19 protein-coding genes are annotated in these 19856 nt (G+C 28.2%); 7 read left to right on the top strand and 12 right to left on the bottom strand.

The genetic code is table 11. The features are described from left to right. Window positions 1-24: 24 nt before the first annotated feature. The 12 genes from AC4FQ1_RS11935 to rpmH form a co-directional block, all read right to left on the bottom strand. Complete coding sequence (locus tag AC4FQ1_RS11935; RefSeq protein ID WP_303129414.1) at window positions 25-525, bottom strand: DUF4446 family protein; 501 nt, start codon at window positions 523-525, stop codon at window positions 25-27. 58 nt (window positions 526-583) lie between these two features. Then, complete coding sequence (locus AC4FQ1_RS11930) at window positions 584-1444, bottom strand: ParB/RepB/Spo0J family partition protein (protein ID WP_491149444.1); 861 nt, start codon at window positions 1442-1444, stop codon at window positions 584-586. Further along, window positions 1445-2227: a ParA family protein gene (locus AC4FQ1_RS11925; protein ID WP_491169769.1), complete on the bottom strand. Its 783-nt coding sequence runs from the start codon at window positions 2225-2227 to the stop codon at window positions 1445-1447. A 204-nt stretch (window positions 2228-2431) separates the two neighbouring features. Beyond that, window positions 2432-3214, bottom strand: coding sequence for a nucleoid occlusion protein (noc, locus tag AC4FQ1_RS11920; RefSeq protein WP_491169768.1), 783 nt, complete (start codon window positions 3212-3214; stop codon window positions 2432-2434). A 136-nt stretch (window positions 3215-3350) separates the two neighbouring features. Beyond that, window positions 3351-4070: a 16S rRNA (guanine(527)-N(7))-methyltransferase RsmG gene (gene rsmG / locus AC4FQ1_RS11915; protein ID WP_303129410.1), complete on the bottom strand. Its 720-nt coding sequence runs from the start codon at window positions 4068-4070 to the stop codon at window positions 3351-3353. Window positions 4071-4089: 19 nt separating this feature from the next. Next, complete coding sequence (mnmG, locus tag AC4FQ1_RS11910) at window positions 4090-5982, bottom strand: tRNA uridine-5-carboxymethylaminomethyl(34) synthesis enzyme MnmG (RefSeq protein ID WP_491169767.1); 1893 nt, start codon at window positions 5980-5982, stop codon at window positions 4090-4092. A 10-nt stretch (window positions 5983-5992) separates the two neighbouring features. Further along, window positions 5993-7372, bottom strand: a complete 1380-nt coding sequence (mnmE, locus tag AC4FQ1_RS11905) for a tRNA uridine-5-carboxymethylaminomethyl(34) synthesis GTPase MnmE (RefSeq protein ID WP_491169766.1) — start codon at window positions 7370-7372, stop codon at window positions 5993-5995. Between the two features lie 256 nt (window positions 7373-7628). After that, complete coding sequence (gene jag, locus AC4FQ1_RS11900) at window positions 7629-8258, bottom strand: RNA-binding cell elongation regulator Jag/EloR (RefSeq protein ID WP_303129402.1); 630 nt, start codon at window positions 8256-8258, stop codon at window positions 7629-7631. A gap of 49 nt (window positions 8259-8307) precedes the next feature. Further along, window positions 8308-9078, bottom strand: a complete 771-nt coding sequence (yidC, locus tag AC4FQ1_RS11895) for a membrane protein insertase YidC (protein ID WP_491149435.1) — start codon at window positions 9076-9078, stop codon at window positions 8308-8310. Between the two features lie 20 nt (window positions 9079-9098). Then, on the bottom strand, window positions 9099-9308 hold the full coding sequence (gene yidD / locus AC4FQ1_RS11890) for a membrane protein insertion efficiency factor YidD (protein ID WP_303129400.1): 210 nt from the start codon (window positions 9306-9308) through the stop codon (window positions 9099-9101). Continuing rightward, window positions 9280-9654: a ribonuclease P protein component gene (rnpA, locus tag AC4FQ1_RS11885; RefSeq protein ID WP_303129398.1), complete on the bottom strand. Its 375-nt coding sequence runs from the start codon at window positions 9652-9654 to the stop codon at window positions 9280-9282. Before rnpA ends, yidD begins: the two co-directional genes overlap by 29 nt. Before the next feature lie 60 nt (window positions 9655-9714). Then, window positions 9715-9849 carry a 50S ribosomal protein L34 gene (rpmH, locus tag AC4FQ1_RS11880; protein WP_024614019.1) on the bottom strand — a complete coding sequence of 45 codons (135 nt, stop codon included), beginning with the start codon at window positions 9847-9849 and terminating at the stop codon, window positions 9715-9717. A gap of 536 nt (window positions 9850-10385) precedes the next feature. Here rpmH and dnaA point away from each other — a divergent pair. From dnaA to gyrA, 7 genes are all read left to right on the top strand, one after another. Continuing rightward, window positions 10386-11744, top strand: a complete 1359-nt coding sequence (dnaA, locus tag AC4FQ1_RS11875) for a chromosomal replication initiator protein DnaA (RefSeq protein ID WP_303129395.1) — start codon at window positions 10386-10388, stop codon at window positions 11742-11744. A gap of 274 nt (window positions 11745-12018) precedes the next feature. Continuing rightward, entirely contained in the window at window positions 12019-13119 is a 1101-nt protein-coding gene (gene dnaN, locus AC4FQ1_RS11870) for a DNA polymerase III subunit beta (RefSeq protein ID WP_491169765.1), read from the top strand. A gap of 58 nt (window positions 13120-13177) precedes the next feature. Then, window positions 13178-13384 (top strand): S4 domain-containing protein YaaA, encoded by a 207-nt coding sequence (yaaA, locus tag AC4FQ1_RS11865; RefSeq protein WP_491169764.1) that lies wholly within the window; start codon window positions 13178-13180, stop codon window positions 13382-13384. A gap of 88 nt (window positions 13385-13472) precedes the next feature. Next, window positions 13473-14558, top strand: a complete 1086-nt coding sequence (gene recF / locus AC4FQ1_RS11860; protein WP_303129391.1) for a DNA replication/repair protein RecF — start codon at window positions 13473-13475, stop codon at window positions 14556-14558. Between the two features lie 15 nt (window positions 14559-14573). Then, complete coding sequence (remB, locus tag AC4FQ1_RS11855; RefSeq protein ID WP_024614014.1) at window positions 14574-14834, top strand: extracellular matrix regulator RemB; 261 nt, start codon at window positions 14574-14576, stop codon at window positions 14832-14834. 52 nt (window positions 14835-14886) lie between these two features. Then, window positions 14887-16797, top strand: a complete 1911-nt coding sequence (gene gyrB, locus AC4FQ1_RS11850; protein ID WP_303129388.1) for a DNA topoisomerase (ATP-hydrolyzing) subunit B — start codon at window positions 14887-14889, stop codon at window positions 16795-16797. Between the two features lie 22 nt (window positions 16798-16819). Further along, window positions 16820-19354, top strand: a complete 2535-nt coding sequence (gene gyrA, locus AC4FQ1_RS11845) for a DNA gyrase subunit A (RefSeq protein WP_491169763.1) — start codon at window positions 16820-16822, stop codon at window positions 19352-19354. The last annotated feature ends 502 nt before the right edge of the window (window positions 19355-19856 follow it).

Below are 19856 nucleotides of genomic sequence, written 5' to 3'. Positions count from 1 at the left end.
TAAATCGTAAAGTACATTTTTATTTTATTTACTATTCATAGCTTCCTTTAATACATGAGCTTCTTCTTCTGATAACTCATATCTTGATATACCTTTATCAACTGGCTTAGCATATGTTGTACTATCATGTCTTCCATACAAACCAGTTAATATTATACCATCATTATATCCATCTAATATAGCTATTGAGAAACTTAAGTCACTTCCAACATCTTCAAAAGCTTTATATCTCATTATACCAACTTTTTGTACGCATCCTTGCATTTCAACTTTTAAAGCTTCACATGATGATGCAGCAGCATTTGCAGCATTAGTTGCTTCTTCAACACTATCTAATTTATTATTTATAAGTTCTTCTAAATTTTTAGTAGTAGTTCCCCTCATTAATCTTCTAAATTTTCCTTCCAACTTACTCATTGATCTCCATAACACAATAACTAAGATAAGAAGTAATAAAATTATTATTCCCATTCCTATTAATATGTAAGGTAAATAGTTTTCTAATGATGCTATTAAATTTTCCACTTTTTCTTCCGTCCTTCCTTTAAAAGTGTTTCACGTGAAACATGTTTCACGTGAAACATTACATATTTAATAATTCTAAAATTCTATTCAAATCATCATCTGAATAATATTCTATTTCTATTTTTCCTTTTTTATTTTTTGAATTTATATTTACCTTCGTTCCGAAATAATCTTGAAGTCTATTTTGAATATCATTTATATAAGGATTTTGTTCTATTTCCTTTTTAATTTCATTTTTCTTTTTAAATAAATCTTTAATTAACTTTTCTACATCTCTTACTGAAAGATTCTCATCAATTATTCTTTGAGCAATTTCATATTGCAAATCCTTATTTTCTATAGATAATAGTGCTCTTCCATGACCTTCAGAAATAACACTTTCAATAAGATACTGTTGAACTCTTTCATCTAGGTTTATAAGCCTCATTGTATTTGATATTGCAACTCTAGATTTTCCAATTCTTTTACTTAATTCTTGCTGAGTTAATTTAAAATCTTCTATTAACTTTCTATATGCTAAAGCCTCTTCAATTGGATTTAAATCTTGCCTCTGAATATTTTCTATTAATGAAACTTCTAATATTTCTTTCTCACTTAAATCCATTACTATTGCTGGAACCTCTTTAATGCCTAAAATTTTAGATGCTCTCCATCTTCTTTCTCCAGCTATTATAGTATATTTAGTTCCATCTTTCTTTAGTATTAATGGTTGAATTATTCCATGGTTTTTTATAGATTCAGCTAACTCTGCTATATTATCACTATCAAAAAATTTTCTTGGTTGATCTGCGTTGTTTACTATTTTATTTAATGGTATAAGTGTACTGGAATTCTTTTTTTCTTTCTCTTTTGATTTAGATTCAACCTCATCTGGAATCAAAGCTCCTAATCCTTTTCCTAAACCAAACTTCTTACTCATCTATTTATCACCCTTCACCATATTCTGTCTCTTTAAAAATTCTTTTGTTAATTCAGAATAAGCGTCTGCACCTTTACATTTTTCATCATAAAGCATTATTGGTAATCCAAAGCTTGGTGACTCTGCCAATCTAATATTTCTAGGTATCTTATTTTCATAAACTACATCACCAAAGAAATTCTTAACCTCATTAAATACTTCATTACTTAATTTTGTTCTGTAATCATACATAGTCATAATTACTCCCTCAATTTTTAAATTAGGGTTTAATGACTTATTTATAAGTTTTACTGTATTTATAAGTTGTCCAACTCCTTCTAATGCATAAAACTCACATTGAATTGGAATTAAAACTGAATCACAACATGTTAATGCATTTATTGTTAATACGCCTAGTGATGGTGGACAATCAATAAACACAAAATCAAATTCTTCTCTAACTTCATTTATTTTATTTAAAAGTATTCTTTCTCTATCATCTTTTCCTATAACTTCTACCTCTGCCCCTGCAAGTTCCATTGTTGATGGTGCTATATATAAGTTTGAAATAAGATCACTATGTATAATAACATCCTTCAAACTTGTATCAGATGTTATAACATCATACATTGATGTCTCAAGCCCTCTTTTATCTATTCCTAACCCGCTAGTTGTATTACCTTGAGGATCTATATCAATTGTTAACACCTTATAACCAGACATGGCAAGATATGCTGCTAAATTAATATTCGTGGTTGTCTTTCCAACACCACCTTTTTGATTAAATATGCAAATTGTCTTCATTCGCAGTTAGCCCTAATCAATCTTAGAGCCTTGCACCCCCTCTCTCTTCATAATATATTATATATTTTTTTATATCATATTAAAAGATAAAACTAGTATCTTAATACATTCTTCAGCTTTTATTTATTTTGCTAATAAATGTAAATTTAAAAATAAATAAATCGCTAAAGTTTTTAAAACTTTAGCGATTTATTTTACAGTTATTTACTTCTTTTGTTTTGGAATTCTTACATTTATTTCTATATATTCTTCAGAATCATTAACATTATATTTAGCAGGTATACTAAATTTATCAAATACTTGTTTTATAGTATTTACATATAATTTTGCTGGAAATATAGCTTTAATTTTTTTCTTAGATTTTCCACTCAATTCTTTTCCTGCAATTTTTAAAAGCTCCTTATTTATAAGTTCTTCAGTTTGTCTTACATTTAAACTTCCCTTTATAACTTTTTTTAATATACTTAATTGAAGCTTCTCATCTTGAACAGAAAGTAATGCTCTTGCATGTCTTTCTGTTAAATTATTAATAACACATAATTCTCTAACCTTATTACTAAGCCTTAATATTCTTAACTTATTAGCTATAGTAGACTGCTTTTTACCCATACGTCTAGCTAATTGCTCCTGAGTAAATTTATGATCATTAATTAAATTGTAATAAGCCTCTGCTTCTTCTATAAAATTTAAATCTTCTCTTTGTAAGTTTTCAAGAAGTGCTATTTCTGCTGATTCCATATCATTAATATCTATTACATTACAAGGAACTTCTTTAAGATCAGCAAGCTGTGCCGCTCTCCATCTTCTCTCTCCTGCCACTAACTCATAGAATTCACCCCTTTTTCTAACAGTTATTGGCTGAATTATTCCATGTGTCCTTATAGATTGTGATAATTCATTTAAAGCATTTTCATCAAAGTATTTTCTTGGTTGATATGTATTGGGAATTATATCCTTAATATCAATCTTTAATATCTCATTATTCATATTGGCTCTACCCATCCCTTATAAAATTACAGTAATATTCAAATATATATTAAATTCGCTATATTACATTTATTTCCTCTTTTTATGATTTTATTTTGTATTAAGCTTTTTTATAATATATATTTATTATAATAATCTATTTTATTGGTTTTTTAGCTACGGTTCCTGCTTTTCTAGGGTATGTTTTTGGACATTGTTTTATCTTTTCAACAACTACTATATTATGATTTAAATCTGTTCCTTCAATAATAGTTTCATCAACTCTTAAAAGTTTTCCACCTAATGTATCTAATGCTTTTTCACTATTAGCTAACTCTTCTTCTATAGCAGGACCTTTTAAAGCTACAAAATATCCAGATACTTTTACATAAGGTAAACAAAATTCTGATAATACAGCCATATTAGCAACAGCTCTTGATGTAGCAACATCAAATTTTTCTCTTAATTCTTTTTTTCTTGCTCCATCTTCTGCTCTTGAATGAATAGTTATTACATTTTTTAACCCTAACTCTTTAATAACTAAATTTAAGAAATTTATTCTTTTGTTTAATGAATCTAATAAAGTAACTTCTATATCTTCTCTCAATATAGCTATTGGCATTCCAGGAAAACCTGCTCCTGTTCCAACATCTATTATAGTCTTAGCATTTTTAAGTTCATCACTCTTAAATGCTTTGATACAATCTATAAAATGTTTTTTTATAAATTCTTCATCTTCTGTTATTGCAGTAAGGTTTATTTTTTGATTCCACTCTTGTACTAATCTCATATATTTAATAAATCTATCATACATTTGTTCATCAAATTGTATATTAACCTCATCAGCTGCCGTTTTCATAATATTATAAAAATCCATATTTTCCTCCTTTATGAATCTAGATATCTTGCTTTTCTTTCTTACCATAATGATATTCTAAATATATTAGCAACACAGATATATCTGCTGGTGATACTCCTGATATTCTTGATGCTTGACCTATACTCATAGGTTTTATATCATTTAATTTTTGTATAGCCTCTGTTCTTAATCCCTTTACATCCATATAATCTATGTCTTTAGGTAATAATTTCTTTTCAAATTTCTTAAATTGTTCTACCTGTTCCAATTGATTTGTTATATAACCTTCATATTTTGCCATAATATTTATTTGTTCACCAACATTATCTGGATATTCTGGTCTTTCAGGGTCTAACTCTACTGCCATAAAATAATCAAGCTCTGGTCTCTTTATAAGTTCATAAAAACTTATAGGTTTTTTAAGCTCTGTACTTCCTAATTTAACTAATATATTATTATTTTCTACCTTATTAGTTATTTGAAGATTTCTTAATCTTTCAAGCTCTGACTCTATATTATTTTTTCTTTCTAAAAATTTATTATATCTTTCTTCTGTTACAAGACCTACATTATGTCCAATTTCAGTTAATCTAAAATCTGCATTATCTTGTCTTAAAAGTAATCTATATTCAGCTCTTGATGTCATCATTCTGTAAGGTTCATTAGTACCTTTTGTAACTAAATCATCTACTAATACACCTATATATGCATCTGAACGAGTTAATATCATTGGATTTTCGCCCTTTATCTTTAATGCAGCATTAATACCAGCAACTATACCTTGTGCAGCTGCTTCTTCATATCCTGAACTACCATTTAATTGTCCAGCTCCATAAAGACCTTCTATATTTTTAAATTCAAGTGTTGGCTTTAATTGCATTGGATTTATTGAGTCATATTCAATAGCATATGCTGATCTCATTACCTCTGCATTTTCTAAACCTTCTATTGTTCTTAACATTTTAATTTGTACATCCTCTGGAAGTGATGATGAAAATCCTCCGATATATAATTCATCTGTATCATCACCTTCTGGCTCTACAAAAATTTGATGTCTTCCCTTATCTGGAAATCTCATTACCTTATCCTCTACTGATGGGCAATATCTTGGTCCTATTCCTTTTATTGATCCATTATATATAGGAGATCTTCCTATATTATTATTTATAACCTTATGTGTATCTTCATTTGTATAAGTTAAATAACATGAAACTTGCTCTCTATCTATGTTTTCACTCATAAATGAAAACGGAACTATTTTTTCATCACCTTTTTGTTCTATCATCTTTGAAAAATCTACTGATCTTCTATTTACTCTTGGTGGAGTACCAGTTTTGAATCTTCTAAGTTCTATTCCTAAATCTAATAATGTTTGAGATAAATCATTTGCTGGTAATAATCCATTTGGTCCACTGTTATAACTTACTTCACCAATTATTATTTTAGCCTTTAAATATGTTCCTGTAGCTAATATAACTGCCTTACATCCAAATATTGCTCCATTTTTAGAAACAGCCCCTTTAATTTTTCCATTTTCAACAATTAAATCAACTATTTCTACTTGTCTTACATAAAGATTTTCCTGACTTTCTAAGACTCTTTTCATTCTTTGTTGATATTTCATTTTATCTGCTTGTGCTCTTAATGAATGAACAGCAGGACCTTTTGATGTATTAAGCATTCTTGATTGTATATAGGTGTTATCAATATTAACTCCCATTTCTCCACCTAATGCATCAACTTCTCTAACTAAATGTCCCTTAGCAGTTCCTCCTATATTAGGATTACAAGGCATCATTCCAATTGCTTCTAAGTTAATTGTGCATATTAATGTCTTTAATCCCATTCTTGCAGATGCAAGAGCTGCTTCACAACCTGCGTGACCAGCCCCTACAACTACAACATCATAATCTTCAGCATTGTATCTCATATTTTTCCTCCTATTTACCTACACAGAATTCACTAAATATCTTATTAACTAAATCTTCCTCAAGCTCTGATCCTGTAATTTCTCCTAATGCTCTCAATCCTGATGTTACATATATTGAAATAAGATCTAAAAACTCATTCATTTTTAATCTATTCTGTGCATTTTCACAATTTTCTAAAGCTCTATATAACGCTTGTTTATGTCTACTATTAGTTATTATTAAACTCTCATTATCAACTTCTCCATTAAAGAATAAATCCTTTATCTTATTTTTTAAATCCTCTAATCCAAAGCCTGTCATAGCTGATATTTCAATGAAATTATCTAAATGTTTTAATTCATCTAAATCTATCTTACGCTCTAAATCAACCTTATTTAATAAAACTATTACCTTCTTATTTTTTATTGACTCTATAATCTCTCTATCTTCTTCTTCTAATGGTCTTGAAGTATCAAGCATTAATATTACTAAATCTGCTTCTTCTAGCTTCTCTTTTGATCTTTCAACGCCGATTCTTTCAACAACGTCTTCAGTTTCCCTAATTCCTGCTGTATCAGTTATTTTTACAGGTATACCACCAAGATTTATATATTCTTCAATTACATCTCTTGTAGTCCCTGGAATATCAGTAACTATAGCTCTCTTTTCTTGAAGTAATGCATTCATAAGTGATGATTTACCAACATTAGGCTTACCTATTATTGTTACTTTAAGACCTTCTCTTATAATCTTACCTTCATTAGCTCCATTTATTAATTTCTTCATCTCTAATATAGCAATTTCTAAGCTCTCTGAAACTCTTATTGGAACAGTTTCATCTGGTTCTTCATCATCTTCTGTAAAATCTACATCATACTCAATAAGTGCAAGAACATCTAAAAGATATTTTCTAAGCCTATTTATTTCCCTGGAAAGTAATCCTTCACTTTGCATAACAGCCGACTTCATAGCTAAATCTGTTTTAGCAGTTATTATATCCATAACAGCTTCAGCCTGACTTAAATCTATTCTTCCATTTAAAAATGCTCTCTTTGTAAATTCACCCGGTTCTGCAATTCTAGCTCCACTCTTTATTACTTCCTCAAGTACCCTGTTAGTTGAGACAACACCACCATGACAATTTATCTCAACAACATCTTCAGCTGTGAAACTTCTAGGACCTTTCATATAGCTTATTATAACTTCATCTATAACTTCACCACTTGAAATATCAATAATATTACCATACTTCATAGTGTAAGTTTTCATAGTATTTATATCAAATTTATTTTTACCTTGAAATATTTTTCCAACAATTTCTAATGACTTACTTCCTGAAACTCTTATTATAGCAATTCCACCCTCACCTTGTGCAGTTGCTATTCCACATATAGTATCAAATTCTTTCATTATATAATCCTCCTTAAAAGAGCGTTCTTTTGTTTAATATAACCGAATTAAGACTAATATCAATTTTACAGAAATCTAATTAATAAGTCAAAGCTATATATTGTATCTTTTGGATTATTAATATATAAAAAAAGACATATAAATTTGCAAATTTATATGTCTTTTTTATATAATATAGCCTTATATGTTTTATAATAATCCATATTTAATTATTTATATAATACTTTTAATAAAAATAGTGCCAATAAAATTGGCACTATTTTTCATTATTTAATGCTATTACAACTCTTCTAAAAGGTTCTTCACCTTCACTATGTGTAGAAATTCTATCATCACCTTGTAATGCAGCATGTATTATTCTTCTTTCATAAGGATTCATTGGTTCTAATTTTAAAATCCTTTTACTTTTCTTAACTTTGTTAGCTGATTTTAAAGCAACTCTTTTTAAAGTTTCTTCCCTTTTAGCTCTGTAATTTTCAGTATCAAGTATAACCTTTTTATAAGGAAAATCATGACCTTTGTTAATCACTAAAGATATTAAATACTGAAGAGAATCTAACGTTTCCCCCCTATATCCAATTATTATTCCCATCTTAGGACCAGTAAGATCAACTTTTACAGTATCATTTTCTTCACTTATTCTTATCTCAGCTAAAACTCCCATTGAATCTAACACACTTCTAACAAAGTTTCTAGCTTCTTCTATATAATCCCTTTTTAATGTTACTTTAACCTTAGCAGGCTTTACCCCTATAAGGTTTAAAAAACCTTTAGAACCTTCCTCTATTACTTCTATAGTAACTTTGTCTTCAGTAACATTTAATTGTTTTAAAGCAGAATTTATTGCTTCTTCAACATTTCTTCCATCAACTTCAACAAATTTCATATACCCTATTCACCAACTCTCATACGATACTAAATAATATTAAAGAATATTACTTCTTTTTCTTTTTCTTATCATATTCTTTAGGCATAGCAAACTTAGTTTTATTTTCTACTCTTAATGCCTCTTCAGCTTCTTGTTTCTTCTTTGTTTCCATAACTGGTTTAACATTTAAGAAATAAGTTTGAACTAATTGATATATTCCACCTATAACCCAGTATATAACAAGAATTGCAGGGAAATTAAGTGACATAAATCCCATCATTAACGCCATACCAATATTCATTGGCATCATGTTCATACCTGATGACTCTGCAGCTGGGTTTGCTTTTGTCATTAAATATGATGGTATAAATGTACTAAGTGCCGCAAGTATTGGTAATATATAATAAGGATCTTTTCCTGCAAGGTCTGGTAACCAAAGGAAAGATACTCCATTTATCCCTTGTACTCCATACATAAATGTGTAATAAAGAGCCATTAATATAGGAAGTGGAATCAACATAGGTAAACATCCACCAGTCATACTAATATTATTTTCTTTATATACCTTCATCATTTCCATATTAGCCTTTTGAGGGTCATTTTTATACTTTTCTTGGATTTTCTTAATTACAGGTTGAAACTCCTGCATCTTTCTTGTTGATTTAACTGATTTTATACTAAATGGTAAAACAAGTGTTTTTATTATTACCGTTAATAATATAACCGCTAAAACATAAGCCCATCCTGGATCCGTTATACCAACATTTATAATTAATTGATGCAACTTATCAAAGATGATAGTAAAAAACTTAATTATCGGTTGAAACAAAGTCATCATAAATTTTTTCCTCCCATACTCTATTTAACAGGGTCATATCCACCTTTACTTAAAGGATTACACCTTAAAATTCTCCAAATAGCCATAAAACTACCTTTCAAAGTCCCATACTTTTGGATTGCATCTATAGCATATTGTGAACATGTAGGAGTATACCTACAACATGAATTTTTTAAAGGTGATACATTTCTCCTATAAAACCTAATCAGAATTAGAATTATCTTCTTCATTATATAGGCCTGCTTTCTTAAATAAATTTTTCATAGCTCTTTCAACTTCATGAAAGCTTTTATCTTTCATATTTGTTCTTGCAATAAATATAAAATCAAACCCCTTTTTTATAGAAGCTTCATTTAATCTATAAGATTCAACTATTAATCTTTTGCTCCTACTTCTAACTACGCTATTTCCAACTTTTTTACTAACAGACACTCCGATTTTATTATAAAGACTTCCATCTATATTTCTGTTTCTTCTATTATTATAAGTATATAATACCAAAAGATTATTAGCTATAGATTTACCTCTTCTATATACTATTCTAAATTCATTATTCTTTTTTAATCTGTATATCATGGGTATTTAATACTCCTTTTTTTCCTACATTGTAGAAAAAAGGCCACTAAAATGCGGCCCTTATGCTGTTAATTTTTTTCTACCTTTTTGTCTTCTTTTTCTTAGAATGTTTCTACCTGATGCAGTTTTCATTCTCTTTCTGAAGCCATGTTCTTTTTTTCTTTGTCTTTTTTTAGGTTGGTATGTCATGAACATTACACTACACTCCCTTCAATAAAAAATTTATATAGCAAAATAACTATACTTATCATATTTTAGATTTACCTTATCATTATATATATATCCATTTATTATGTCAAGAATATAGCTAATTGTTGATAATTAAGGATAGTATATTTTAAAAATTGTGGATAACTTATTGAATCCCCCTATTTACTTATGGTATCATAATTAATATATTGTGAATAACTTGTTATTAAATGGAACTTATCCACAACTGTGGATATATCTGTTGATAACTTGTTCTTTTTTTCTCAAAATTTTTAAATTAATCTAATTTTTTTATTATTTTATGCGATTTTGAGTTAAATTAAACTGTTAAATATTTAATAAATTACATATGTTAATAACTTTAATTTTTATATTTAAATCAACATAATTATCAACATGTGAATATCTTTATATACATATATTTTTATAAATCTTATTTTGTTAATAAATTGTTGATATGTTGTTATTATTGTATTGTATTTATAAAAAAATAAAATAAAAATTTTTATGGAGGATCGGAAATGGATGCAGAGCTGAAAGAATTGTGGGAAAAAACATTGAATATCATAAAAAGCGAATTAAGCGAAGTTAGCTTTAATACATGGATTAAAAGCTGCGAACCTATTTCTATGTCTTCTGATACTATTAAAATTAGTGTTCCTAATGCATTCACTCAAGAAATACTTGAAAAAAGATATAAGGATTTAGTAGCCAATTCAATAAAAGCAATTTGTTCTAAACTTTATACAATTCAATTTTTAATAGCTTCTGAAGTTCAGGGTAATGAAGAAGAAAATAAAAAACAAAAAAGAAGCTTAAATAATGATAAAAAAATAATAGTAAATGATGAGATGAATACAAACCTTAACCCTAAATATACTTTTGATTCTTTCGTAATAGGTAATAGTAATAGATTTGCTCATGCAGCTTCACTTGCAGTTGCTGAATCTCCAGCCAAAGCATATAATCCATTATTTATATATGGAGGCGTTGGACTTGGAAAAACTCACTTAATGCATGCTATTGGTCATTATGTTTTACAAAATAATAAAAATGCAAAAGTTGTTTATGTTTCATCAGAAAAGTTTACTAACGAATTAATAAATGCTATTAAGGACGATAAAAATGAAGACTTTAGAAATAAATATAGAAATGTAGATGTACTTTTAATTGATGATATTCAATTTATAGCTGGAAAAGAACGAACTCAAGAAGAATTTTTCCATACATTTAATGCATTACATGATGCAAACAAACAAATAATCTTATCATCAGATAGACCACCAAAAGAAATTCCTACATTAGAGGATAGATTACGTTCTAGATTTGAATGGGGACTTATCGCTGATATTCAAGTTCCTGATTTTGAAACTAGAATGGCAATATTAAAGAAAAAAGCTGATGTAGAAAAATTAAATGTAGCAAATGAAGTAATGGTATATATAGCTACAAAAATAAAATCAAATATTAGAGAATTAGAAGGTGCTTTAATTAGAATTGTAGCATACTCATCTTTAACAAATAGAGAAATAACAGTAGATTTAGCATCTGAAGCTCTTAAAGATATTATTTCTAAAAAACAAAGTAAACACATTACTATAGAAATAATTCAAGATGTAGTAGCTAACTATTTCAATTTAAGAGTTGAAGATTTAAAGTCTCAAAGAAGAACTCGTAATGTCTCTTACCCAAGACAAATTGCAATGTATTTAAGTAGAAAACTAACAGATATGTCTTTGCCTAAAATAGGTGAAGAATTTGGTGGTAGAGATCATACTACCGTTATTCATGCTTATGAAAAAATATCTGATAACTTAAATAGAGATGAAAGTTTACAACATACAATTGATGATATTACAAAAAAACTAACACAAGGTTAATTTTTATATTCTTATCAACAATTGTTTATAATAACTTTATAATAACATGTGGATAACTATTTAAATAAAATAAATTGTTGATAACTGTGGATAAGATGTATAAAAAGTTACTGACTTATCCACAATATTTTTTTATATAATGTTGTTGATTTTACTGGCTTTAGAATACTTATCAACATATCCACATGCCCTACTACTATTATTACTATATAAATTATATTTATCTAACTAAACTAAACTAAACTTACCTGTGTATAAATAAGGAGGATATTTAATGATCTTTATATGTGAAAAACAAAAGTTACAAGAAGGAATATCAATAGTACAAAAAGCTATTACAGGAAAATCAACTATGTCTGTATTAGAAGGTATATACATAAATGCTAATAAAAAAGGATTAACATTAATTGGTTCAGATATGGATGTTAGTATAGAAACTAAAGTTGAAGCAGATGTAATAAGTGAAGGTAGTATTGTAATAGATGCAAGAATATTTGGTGAAATAATACGTAAATTACCAAATTCAGATATAAAAATAGAAACTATGGAAAATGATACTGTTCAAATAACATGTGAAAAATCAGTATTCAATGTAGTTTATATGAATTCAGATGAATTTCCAGAACTACCAAAGCTAAATGAAAATATGCAAATTGAAGTTCCACAAAATATATTAAAAAATATGATTAAATGTACATCATTTGCAACTGCTCAAGATGAAACTAGACCAATACTTCAAGGAATATTGTTCGAAGTTAAAGAGAGAACATTAAATCTAGTTGCTTTAGATGGATATAGATTAGCTATAAGAAGTGAATATTTAGATAGTGATTTTGATATAGAAATTGTAATTCCTGGCAAAACTTTAAATGAAGTATCAAAAATATTAGAAGATGTTAATGATTTAGTACAAATAACATTTACAAATAATCATATTTTATTTAATTTAAACAAAACAAGAATAATTTCAAGACTTTTAGAAGGAAAATTTGTTAATTATAAGTCATTACTTCCTGAAGAACATAAGTTGTTAGTTACTGTTAAAAAACAAGATCTTCAAAATGGAATAGAAAGAGCATCTTTAATGGCTAAAGATGGAAATAATAATCTTATTAAATTAGATGTTCAAGATGATGCATTAGTTATAACTTCAAATTCTCAATTGGGAAAAGTAAGAGAAGAAGTTTTCATAAATCTGCAAGGAGAAAAAATTCAAATTGCATTTAACTCAAGATATTTAATTGATGTTTTAAAGAATTTTGAAGATGAAGAAGTTGTAATGGAAATGACTTCAAGTGTAAGTCCTTGTATTATAAAAGCAAAAGATGCTGATAATTATAAATATCTAGTATTACCTGTTAGATTAATAAGATAAAAAAGGAGGAAAACCAATGCATAAATATTCAAATTATATGCATTGGTTATGAATAAAAATGCAAGAAATTAAAATAAATACAGAATTCATAAAATTAGATGCTTTTTTAAAATGGGCTGGTATTGCATCATTAGGATCAGAAGCTAAAATATATATAATGGATGAAATGGTTAAGGTAAATGGTGAAGTTTGTACTCAAAGAGGAAAAAAAATAAGAATTAACGATATAGTTGAGTTTGATGGGGAAAGCTATAAGGTAATATAGCTTTATTTAGAGGACTATATTAGTTACATTCTCATAAACATAAGCTTTTATTATTTTAATATGATATAATTAATATGGGTGTTTATAAATGTATGTAAAAAAGCTTAAATTAATAAATTATAGAAATTATGAAAATTTAGAAATAGATTTAGGAAGACACGTTAATGTTTTTATGGGCGATAATGCACAAGGTAAGACGAACATATTAGAAGCTATATATTATTGTGGTTTTGCTAAATCACATAGGACTTCACGTGATAAGGACCTTATAAATTGGAATAGTGAAGTTGCATTTCTAAGTGTAAGTGTTGGCAAAAATCGATTAGATAAAAAAATAGATATTAACATCCTAAAAGACGGTAAAAAAATCATAAAGGTAAATTCTGTAAAAATAAATAAAATAGGAGAATTATTTGGTAATTTTAATGTTGTTATGTTTTCTCCGGAAGACCTAAAAATTATAAAAGATTCTCCAGGAATAAGAAGAAAATTTATAGATATGGAATTATGTCAATTAGACTCTAAGTATTATTATAATTTAGTTCAATACAATAAAGTAATGAATGAAAGAAATATAATTCTAAAAAATAGAAATCTTGATTTAGAGATGTTAGATATATATGATCTTCAGTTATCAAATTTTGGAGCTTATATAATTGAGCAGAGATTATCTTATTTAAAGTCTTTAAACGAATATTCCAAAGAGATACATAAGGATATTACATCAGGAAAAGAAGATGTTGAATTTAAATATAATTCTACAATAAAAAATTTAGATAATATTCAAAATGATTTTTATGAAACATTAAAAAAGAATAGAAAAAGAGATATGGATAAGGGGATAACTGGCAATGGGCCTCATAGAGATGATTTTTCTGTTTATATAAACAATGTTGATACAAAAAGCTTTGGATCCCAAGGTCAACAGAGAACGGCAGTTCTTACTATGAAGTTTGCATCCTTGAGGATTATAAAAGAGAAAACTGGTGAATATCCAGTACTTTTATTAGATGATGTGTTATCAGAGTTAGATTTCAATAGAAAAAGGTATGTTCTAAGTTCTATTAAAGATATACAAACAATAATAACATGTACTGGAATAGAAGATTTGAATAATTACTTAAATGGTGATTCAAAGCTATTTAAAGTTAAAGAGGGAATAGTCTCAAAATAGAAGGAGGAATTCTGAATGTTTTTACACTTAGGTGAGAATGTTGTAGTGCCTATAAAAGATGTTATTGGAATTTTTGATTTACAAACAACAATGTATAGTTCTGATACAATTCAATTTTTAAGAATGGCAGAAGAAGATGGATTTGTGGAAAGAATAACAAAAGATAAGCCAAAATCATTTGTTATAGCAGAGGTTGATAAGAAAAGTAAAATATACTTATCCCCTATTTCTTCATCAACACTAACTAAAAGAACAGATTTAGATTATAATCCATAGATCAAAGATGCCTTCGCCTATAGGATTCAAAATAAAATTTTAGGAGGAATCTATGTTGGAACAAAAAAAACAAAGTTATGATGAAAATCAAATACAGGTTCTTGAAGGATTAGAAGCAGTAAGAAAAAGACCTGGTATGTACATAGGTAGCACTAGTTCAAGAGGACTTCATCATTTAGTTTATGAAATAGTAGATAATAGTATAGATGAAGCTTTAGCAGGATATTGTAAAAATATAAAAGTTATTATAAATGAAGATAATTCAATAACAGTTGAAGATGATGGTAGAGGTATGCCAGTTGGTATGCATCCAAAGATGGGTAAACCAACTGTTGAAGTTATAATGACAGTACTTCATGCTGGTGGTAAATTTGGTGGAGGTGGATACAAAGTATCTGGTGGACTTCACGGAGTTGGGGCATCAGTAGTTAATGCACTTTCAGAAGAATGTTCAGTAACAGTAAGAAGAGAAGGTAAGATGTGGAAACAATCTTATGAAAGAGGTGCTGTTGTTAGTGATCTTGATATAGTTGGAACAAGTGAAGACACTGGAACAACAGTATATTTTAAACCTGATTCTGAAATATTTGACGATTTAACATATGATTTTGAAATTCTTGCACAAAGATTAAGAGAACTTGCATTTTTAAATAAAGGAATAAATATAACGTTAATAGATAAAAGATATGATAAAGAACAAAATTATCATTATGAAGGCGGTATAAAATCATTCGTTGAATATTTAAATAGAAATAAGCAAGTTCTTCATGAAGAACCTATATATGTTGAAGGTCTAAAAGACGATGTTATGGTCGAAGTTTCTCTTCAATATAATGATGGATATAACGAGAATATATTCACATTTGCTAATAATATAGACACAATAGAAGGTGGTACTCACTTAGTTGGGTTTAAAACTGCTTTAACTAGAGTGTTTAATGATTATGCTAAAAGATTCGGTCATTTAAAAGAAAATGATAAAAACCTTTCAGGTGATGATATAAGAGAAGGTTTAACAGCAGTAATATCAGTAAAAATTGGAGAACCACAATTTGAAGGACAAACAAAAACTAAGTTAGGAAATAGCGAAGTTAGAGGAATTGTAGATTCAATAGTTGGTGAAGGGGTTGGAACCTTCTTAGAAGAAAATCCTAATATATCTAAAATTATAATAGATAAAGCTTTAATGGCTGCAAGGGCAAGAGATGCAGCGAGAAAGGCTAGAGAACTTACAAGAAAATCAGTTCTTGAAAGATCAGCGCTTCCAGGTAAGCTTGCTGATTGCTCATCAAAAGATCCAATGGAATGTGAAATATATATAGTCGAAGGTGATTCAGCCGGTGGTTCAGCAAAACAAGGAAGGGATAGAAAATTCCAAGCTATTTTACCATTAAGAGGTAAAATAATGAATGTTGAGAAGCAAAGGTTAGATAAAATTCTAAATTCAGATACTATAAGATCAATGGTAACTGCATTTGGAGCTGGAATAGGAAAAGATTTCGATATATCAAAAATAAGATATAATAGAATAATAATAATGACAGATGCCGATGTTGACGGAGCTCACATAAGAACATTATTATTAACATTCTTCTATAGATATATGAGGGAATTAATAGATGGAGGTCATGTATATATTGCACAACCACCATTATATAAAGTATCAAAATCTAAGAAGGATTATTATGCCTATTCAGACAAAGAACTTGATAATATCTTAGAAGAAATTGGTGGAAAAGATAATTCAACAAATATTCAAAGATATAAAGGTCTTGGAGAAATGAATGCAAGCCAACTTTGGGAAACAACAATGGATCCAGAACAAAGAATATTATTAAAGGCAACTGTAGAAGATGCTATGGCTGCTGATGAAATATTTACAATACTTATGGGCGAAAAAGTTGAACCAAGAAGAGAATTCATTCAAGAAAATGCTAAACAAGTAAGTAATTTAGATATTTAGTACTAAATACGAGGTGAAGTACATGAGTTTTAATGAGGGAAGAGTTATACCCGTAGATATAAAAAACGAAATGAAAAAGTGTTATATAGACTATGCTATGAGTGTTATAGTTGGTCGTGCACTTCCAGATGTTAGAGACGGGTTAAAACCAGTTCATAGAAGAATATTATTTTCAATGCATGAATTAGGATTAGCCCCAGAAAAGGGTTATAGAAAATGTGCAAGAATAGTAGGGGAAGTTTTGGGTAAGTATCATCCACATGGTGATTCATCAGTTTATGATGCTTTAGTTAGAATGGCTCAAGATTTCTCAATGAGGTATATGCTAGTTGATGGTCATGGTAACTTTGGTTCTGTAGATGGAGATAGTGCAGCTGCGATGAGATATACAGAAGCAAAGATGAATAAAATAGCATCTCAGATGATTAGAGATATAAGTAAAGATACAGTAGATTTTATTCCAAATTTTGATGGGGAAGAGAAAGAGCCATCAGTATTACCTTCAAGATTTCCAAATCTTTTAGTTAATGGGTCATCAGGTATAGCTGTTGGTATGGCAACTAATATACCTCCTCATAATTTAGGAGAAGTTATAGATGGTACTATAATGCTTATAGATAACCCAGAATTATCTGTACTTGATTTAATGACTGTTATAAAAGGTCCAGATTTTCCAACTGGTGCTACTATAATGGGTAAATCAGGAATAAGATCAGCTTATGAAACAGGTAAGGGTAAAGTAATAGTTAGAGCTAAGGCTGAAATTGAAGAAGAGAACAATAGAAATAAAATAATTGTTACAGAGATACCGTATCAAGTAAATAAAGCTAAGCTTATAGAGAATATAGCAGAATTAGTAAAAGACAAGAGAATAAATGGAATATCAGATTTAAGAGATGAATCAGATAGAGAAGGTATGAGAATTGTTATAGAACTAAAGAGGGATGCAAATCCTAATGTAGTTTTAAATCTTCTTTATAAGCATACAAAAATGCAAGATACATTTGGGGTAACAATGCTTGCATTAGTTGATAATCAACCACAAATACTAAATTTAAAGCAAATACTTAAACATTATATAGAATTCCAAAAAGAAGTTATAACTAGAAGAACTTTATTTGAATTAAATAAAGCAGAAGCTAGAGCACATATTTTAGAAGGATTGAGAATAGCTTTAGATCACATTGATGAAGTTATAAGTATAATAAGAAATTCTAAGACATCAGAAATAGCTAAAAATACACTTATGGAAAGATTTAATCTTTCAGAGAAGCAAAGTCAAGCTATATTGGAAATGAGACTAAGAAGACTTACTGGTCTTGAAAGAGACAAAATTGAAGATGAGTACAATGCACTTATGAAAGAAATAGAGTACTTAAAATCAATTTTAGAAAGTGAAGAAAAACTTCTTTCAGTAATAAAAGATGAGTTATTAGAAATAAAGAATAAATATAGTGATGAAAGAAGAACAGAAATAGAAGCAAATGTTAATGAAATAGATGTAGAAGATTTAATTCAAGAGAGAGAAATAGTAATAACATTAACTCATTCAGGATATATTAAGAGAATTACTTCTGACGTCTATTCAGCACAAAAAAGAGGTGGAAAGGGAATCCAGGCAATGTCTACTAAAGAAGATGATTTTGTAGAACATGTAATGGTTACTTCAACACATGCTGACATATTATTCTTTACAAATAGAGGAAGAGTATATAAGTTAAGGGGATATCAAATACCAGAGGCTGGTAGAGCTGCAAAAGGAACAAATTTAATAAATCTTATTCAAATAGAGTCAGATGAAAGAATAGAAACTGTACTTACTGTAAATGATGTTTATGAAGATGGATATCTGTTTATGGGAACTAAAAATGGTATAGTTAAGAAAACAAGTCTTTCAGAATTTAAGAATTTAAGAAAGAGTGGACTTATAGCTATTAACTTAAGAGAAGGAGATGAACTTCTTAAAGTTAAAATGACTAGAGGAGATGCTAACATAATAATGGTTACTCAAAATGGTTTAGCAATTAAGTTTAATGAAAAAGATGTTAGACCAATGGGAAGAACAGCTTCAGGGGTTAAAGCTATAACATTAAATAATGATGATGTAGCAGTATGCATGGATATAGCAGTAGATGAGGAAGATTTATTAGTAGTTAGTGAAAATGGATTTGGTAAGAGAACACCTATAACTGAATATAAGGTTCAAAATAGAGGTGGAAAAGGCCTTATGACATATAAAATAACAGATAAAACAGGAAAAGTAGTTGGAGCCACAGTATGTAGAGGTGAAGATGAATTAATGTTAATAAACACTAGTGGTGTTGCTATAAGAATTAATATAGAAGATGTATCTGTTACGGGAAGAAGTACTATGGGCGTTAAGCTTATGAGAACATTAGAAGAAGAACAAGTAGTTGCAATAACAAAAATTAGTAATGATGGTTCAGAAGATTTAGATGAAGAAGTGCAATCAGAATTAGAAATAGATGTTATTGAATCCGAAGTTAATAGTGATTCATTGGATGAATTATTAAAAATAGATAATAAGGATAAATAATAATACTAATAAATAATAGTTATAGAAGGCTAAATGAATTTTTAAATTTCATTTAGCCTTTTTTTACATAAATTAAAAGGAATTATTACTTTAAAACTTAATATTTAAGGTGTTATACATGTAATCTCATCCTAGTGTATCATTAATAGAAATAAAGAGAAATATATAGAAAAATAAAGAAAAATAAAAATAATTTCATGAAAAATAATATTATTAATTATATGTATGTTAGTATGTATGATATTATAAATCTCGTCGCTGATGACATATCGAAACAACCCAAAAAACTTCGAAAAAAGATTTTTAAAAAGTTGTTGACATAACATGAAATTAGTGATATGATTTAATAGTCGCTTGAGGGCGGCGGAATAAAATGGTCTTTGAAAATTGAACAGAATATAGAAATACATTTAGAACCAGCAATTCTTTTTACAAGTAAGTTTTAAGAGCGAGATTAAACTTTTTATTGAGAGTTTGATCCTGGCTCAGGACGAACGCTGGC

The sequence above is a fragment of the Clostridium sp. TJA020 genome (assembly GCF_058310295.1).
The sequence above is the reverse complement of the archived record's forward strand: the minus strand, read 5'-3'. Positions and strand labels throughout refer to the sequence as shown.

Excerpts from the sequence above, each read along its gene's own strand:
- AC4FQ1_RS11930 (WP_491149444.1), bottom strand. The coding sequence starts at position 1,444 with ATGAGTAAGAAGTTTGGTTTAGGAAAAGGATTAGGAGCTTTGATTCCA.
- dnaA (WP_303129395.1), top strand. The coding sequence starts at position 10,386 with ATGGATGCAGAGCTGAAAGAATTGTGGGAAAAAACATTGAATATCATA.
- mnmG (WP_491169767.1), bottom strand. The coding sequence starts at position 5,982 with ATGAGATACAATGCTGAAGATTATGATGTTGTAGTTGTAGGGGCTGGT.
- yidD (WP_303129400.1), bottom strand. The coding sequence starts at position 9,308 with ATGAAGAAGATAATTCTAATTCTGATTAGGTTTTATAGGAGAAATGTA.
- dnaN (WP_491169765.1), top strand. The coding sequence starts at position 12,019 with ATGATCTTTATATGTGAAAAACAAAAGTTACAAGAAGGAATATCAATA.
- rpmH (WP_024614019.1), bottom strand. The coding sequence starts at position 9,849 with ATGTTCATGACATACCAACCTAAAAAAAGACAAAGAAAAAAAGAACAT.
- recF (WP_303129391.1), top strand. The coding sequence starts at position 13,473 with ATGTATGTAAAAAAGCTTAAATTAATAAATTATAGAAATTATGAAAAT.
- remB (WP_024614014.1), top strand. The coding sequence starts at position 14,574 with ATGTTTTTACACTTAGGTGAGAATGTTGTAGTGCCTATAAAAGATGTT.
- yaaA (WP_491169764.1), top strand. The coding sequence starts at position 13,178 with ATGCAAGAAATTAAAATAAATACAGAATTCATAAAATTAGATGCTTTT.
- rnpA (WP_303129398.1), bottom strand. The coding sequence starts at position 9,654 with ATGATATACAGATTAAAAAAGAATAATGAATTTAGAATAGTATATAGA.
- mnmE (WP_491169766.1), bottom strand. The coding sequence starts at position 7,372 with ATGAAAGAATTTGATACTATATGTGGAATAGCAACTGCACAAGGTGAG.
- AC4FQ1_RS11925 (WP_491169769.1), bottom strand. The coding sequence starts at position 2,227 with ATGAAGACAATTTGCATATTTAATCAAAAAGGTGGTGTTGGAAAGACA.
- rsmG (WP_303129410.1), bottom strand. The coding sequence starts at position 4,070 with ATGGATTTTTATAATATTATGAAAACGGCAGCTGATGAGGTTAATATA.
- noc (WP_491169768.1), bottom strand. The coding sequence starts at position 3,214 with ATGAATAATGAGATATTAAAGATTGATATTAAGGATATAATTCCCAAT.
- yidC (WP_491149435.1), bottom strand. The coding sequence starts at position 9,078 with ATGATGACTTTGTTTCAACCGATAATTAAGTTTTTTACTATCATCTTT.
- gyrB (WP_303129388.1), top strand. The coding sequence starts at position 14,887 with ATGTTGGAACAAAAAAAACAAAGTTATGATGAAAATCAAATACAGGTT.
- gyrA (WP_491169763.1), top strand. The coding sequence starts at position 16,820 with ATGAGTTTTAATGAGGGAAGAGTTATACCCGTAGATATAAAAAACGAA.
- jag (WP_303129402.1), bottom strand. The coding sequence starts at position 8,258 with ATGAAATTTGTTGAAGTTGATGGAAGAAATGTTGAAGAAGCAATAAAT.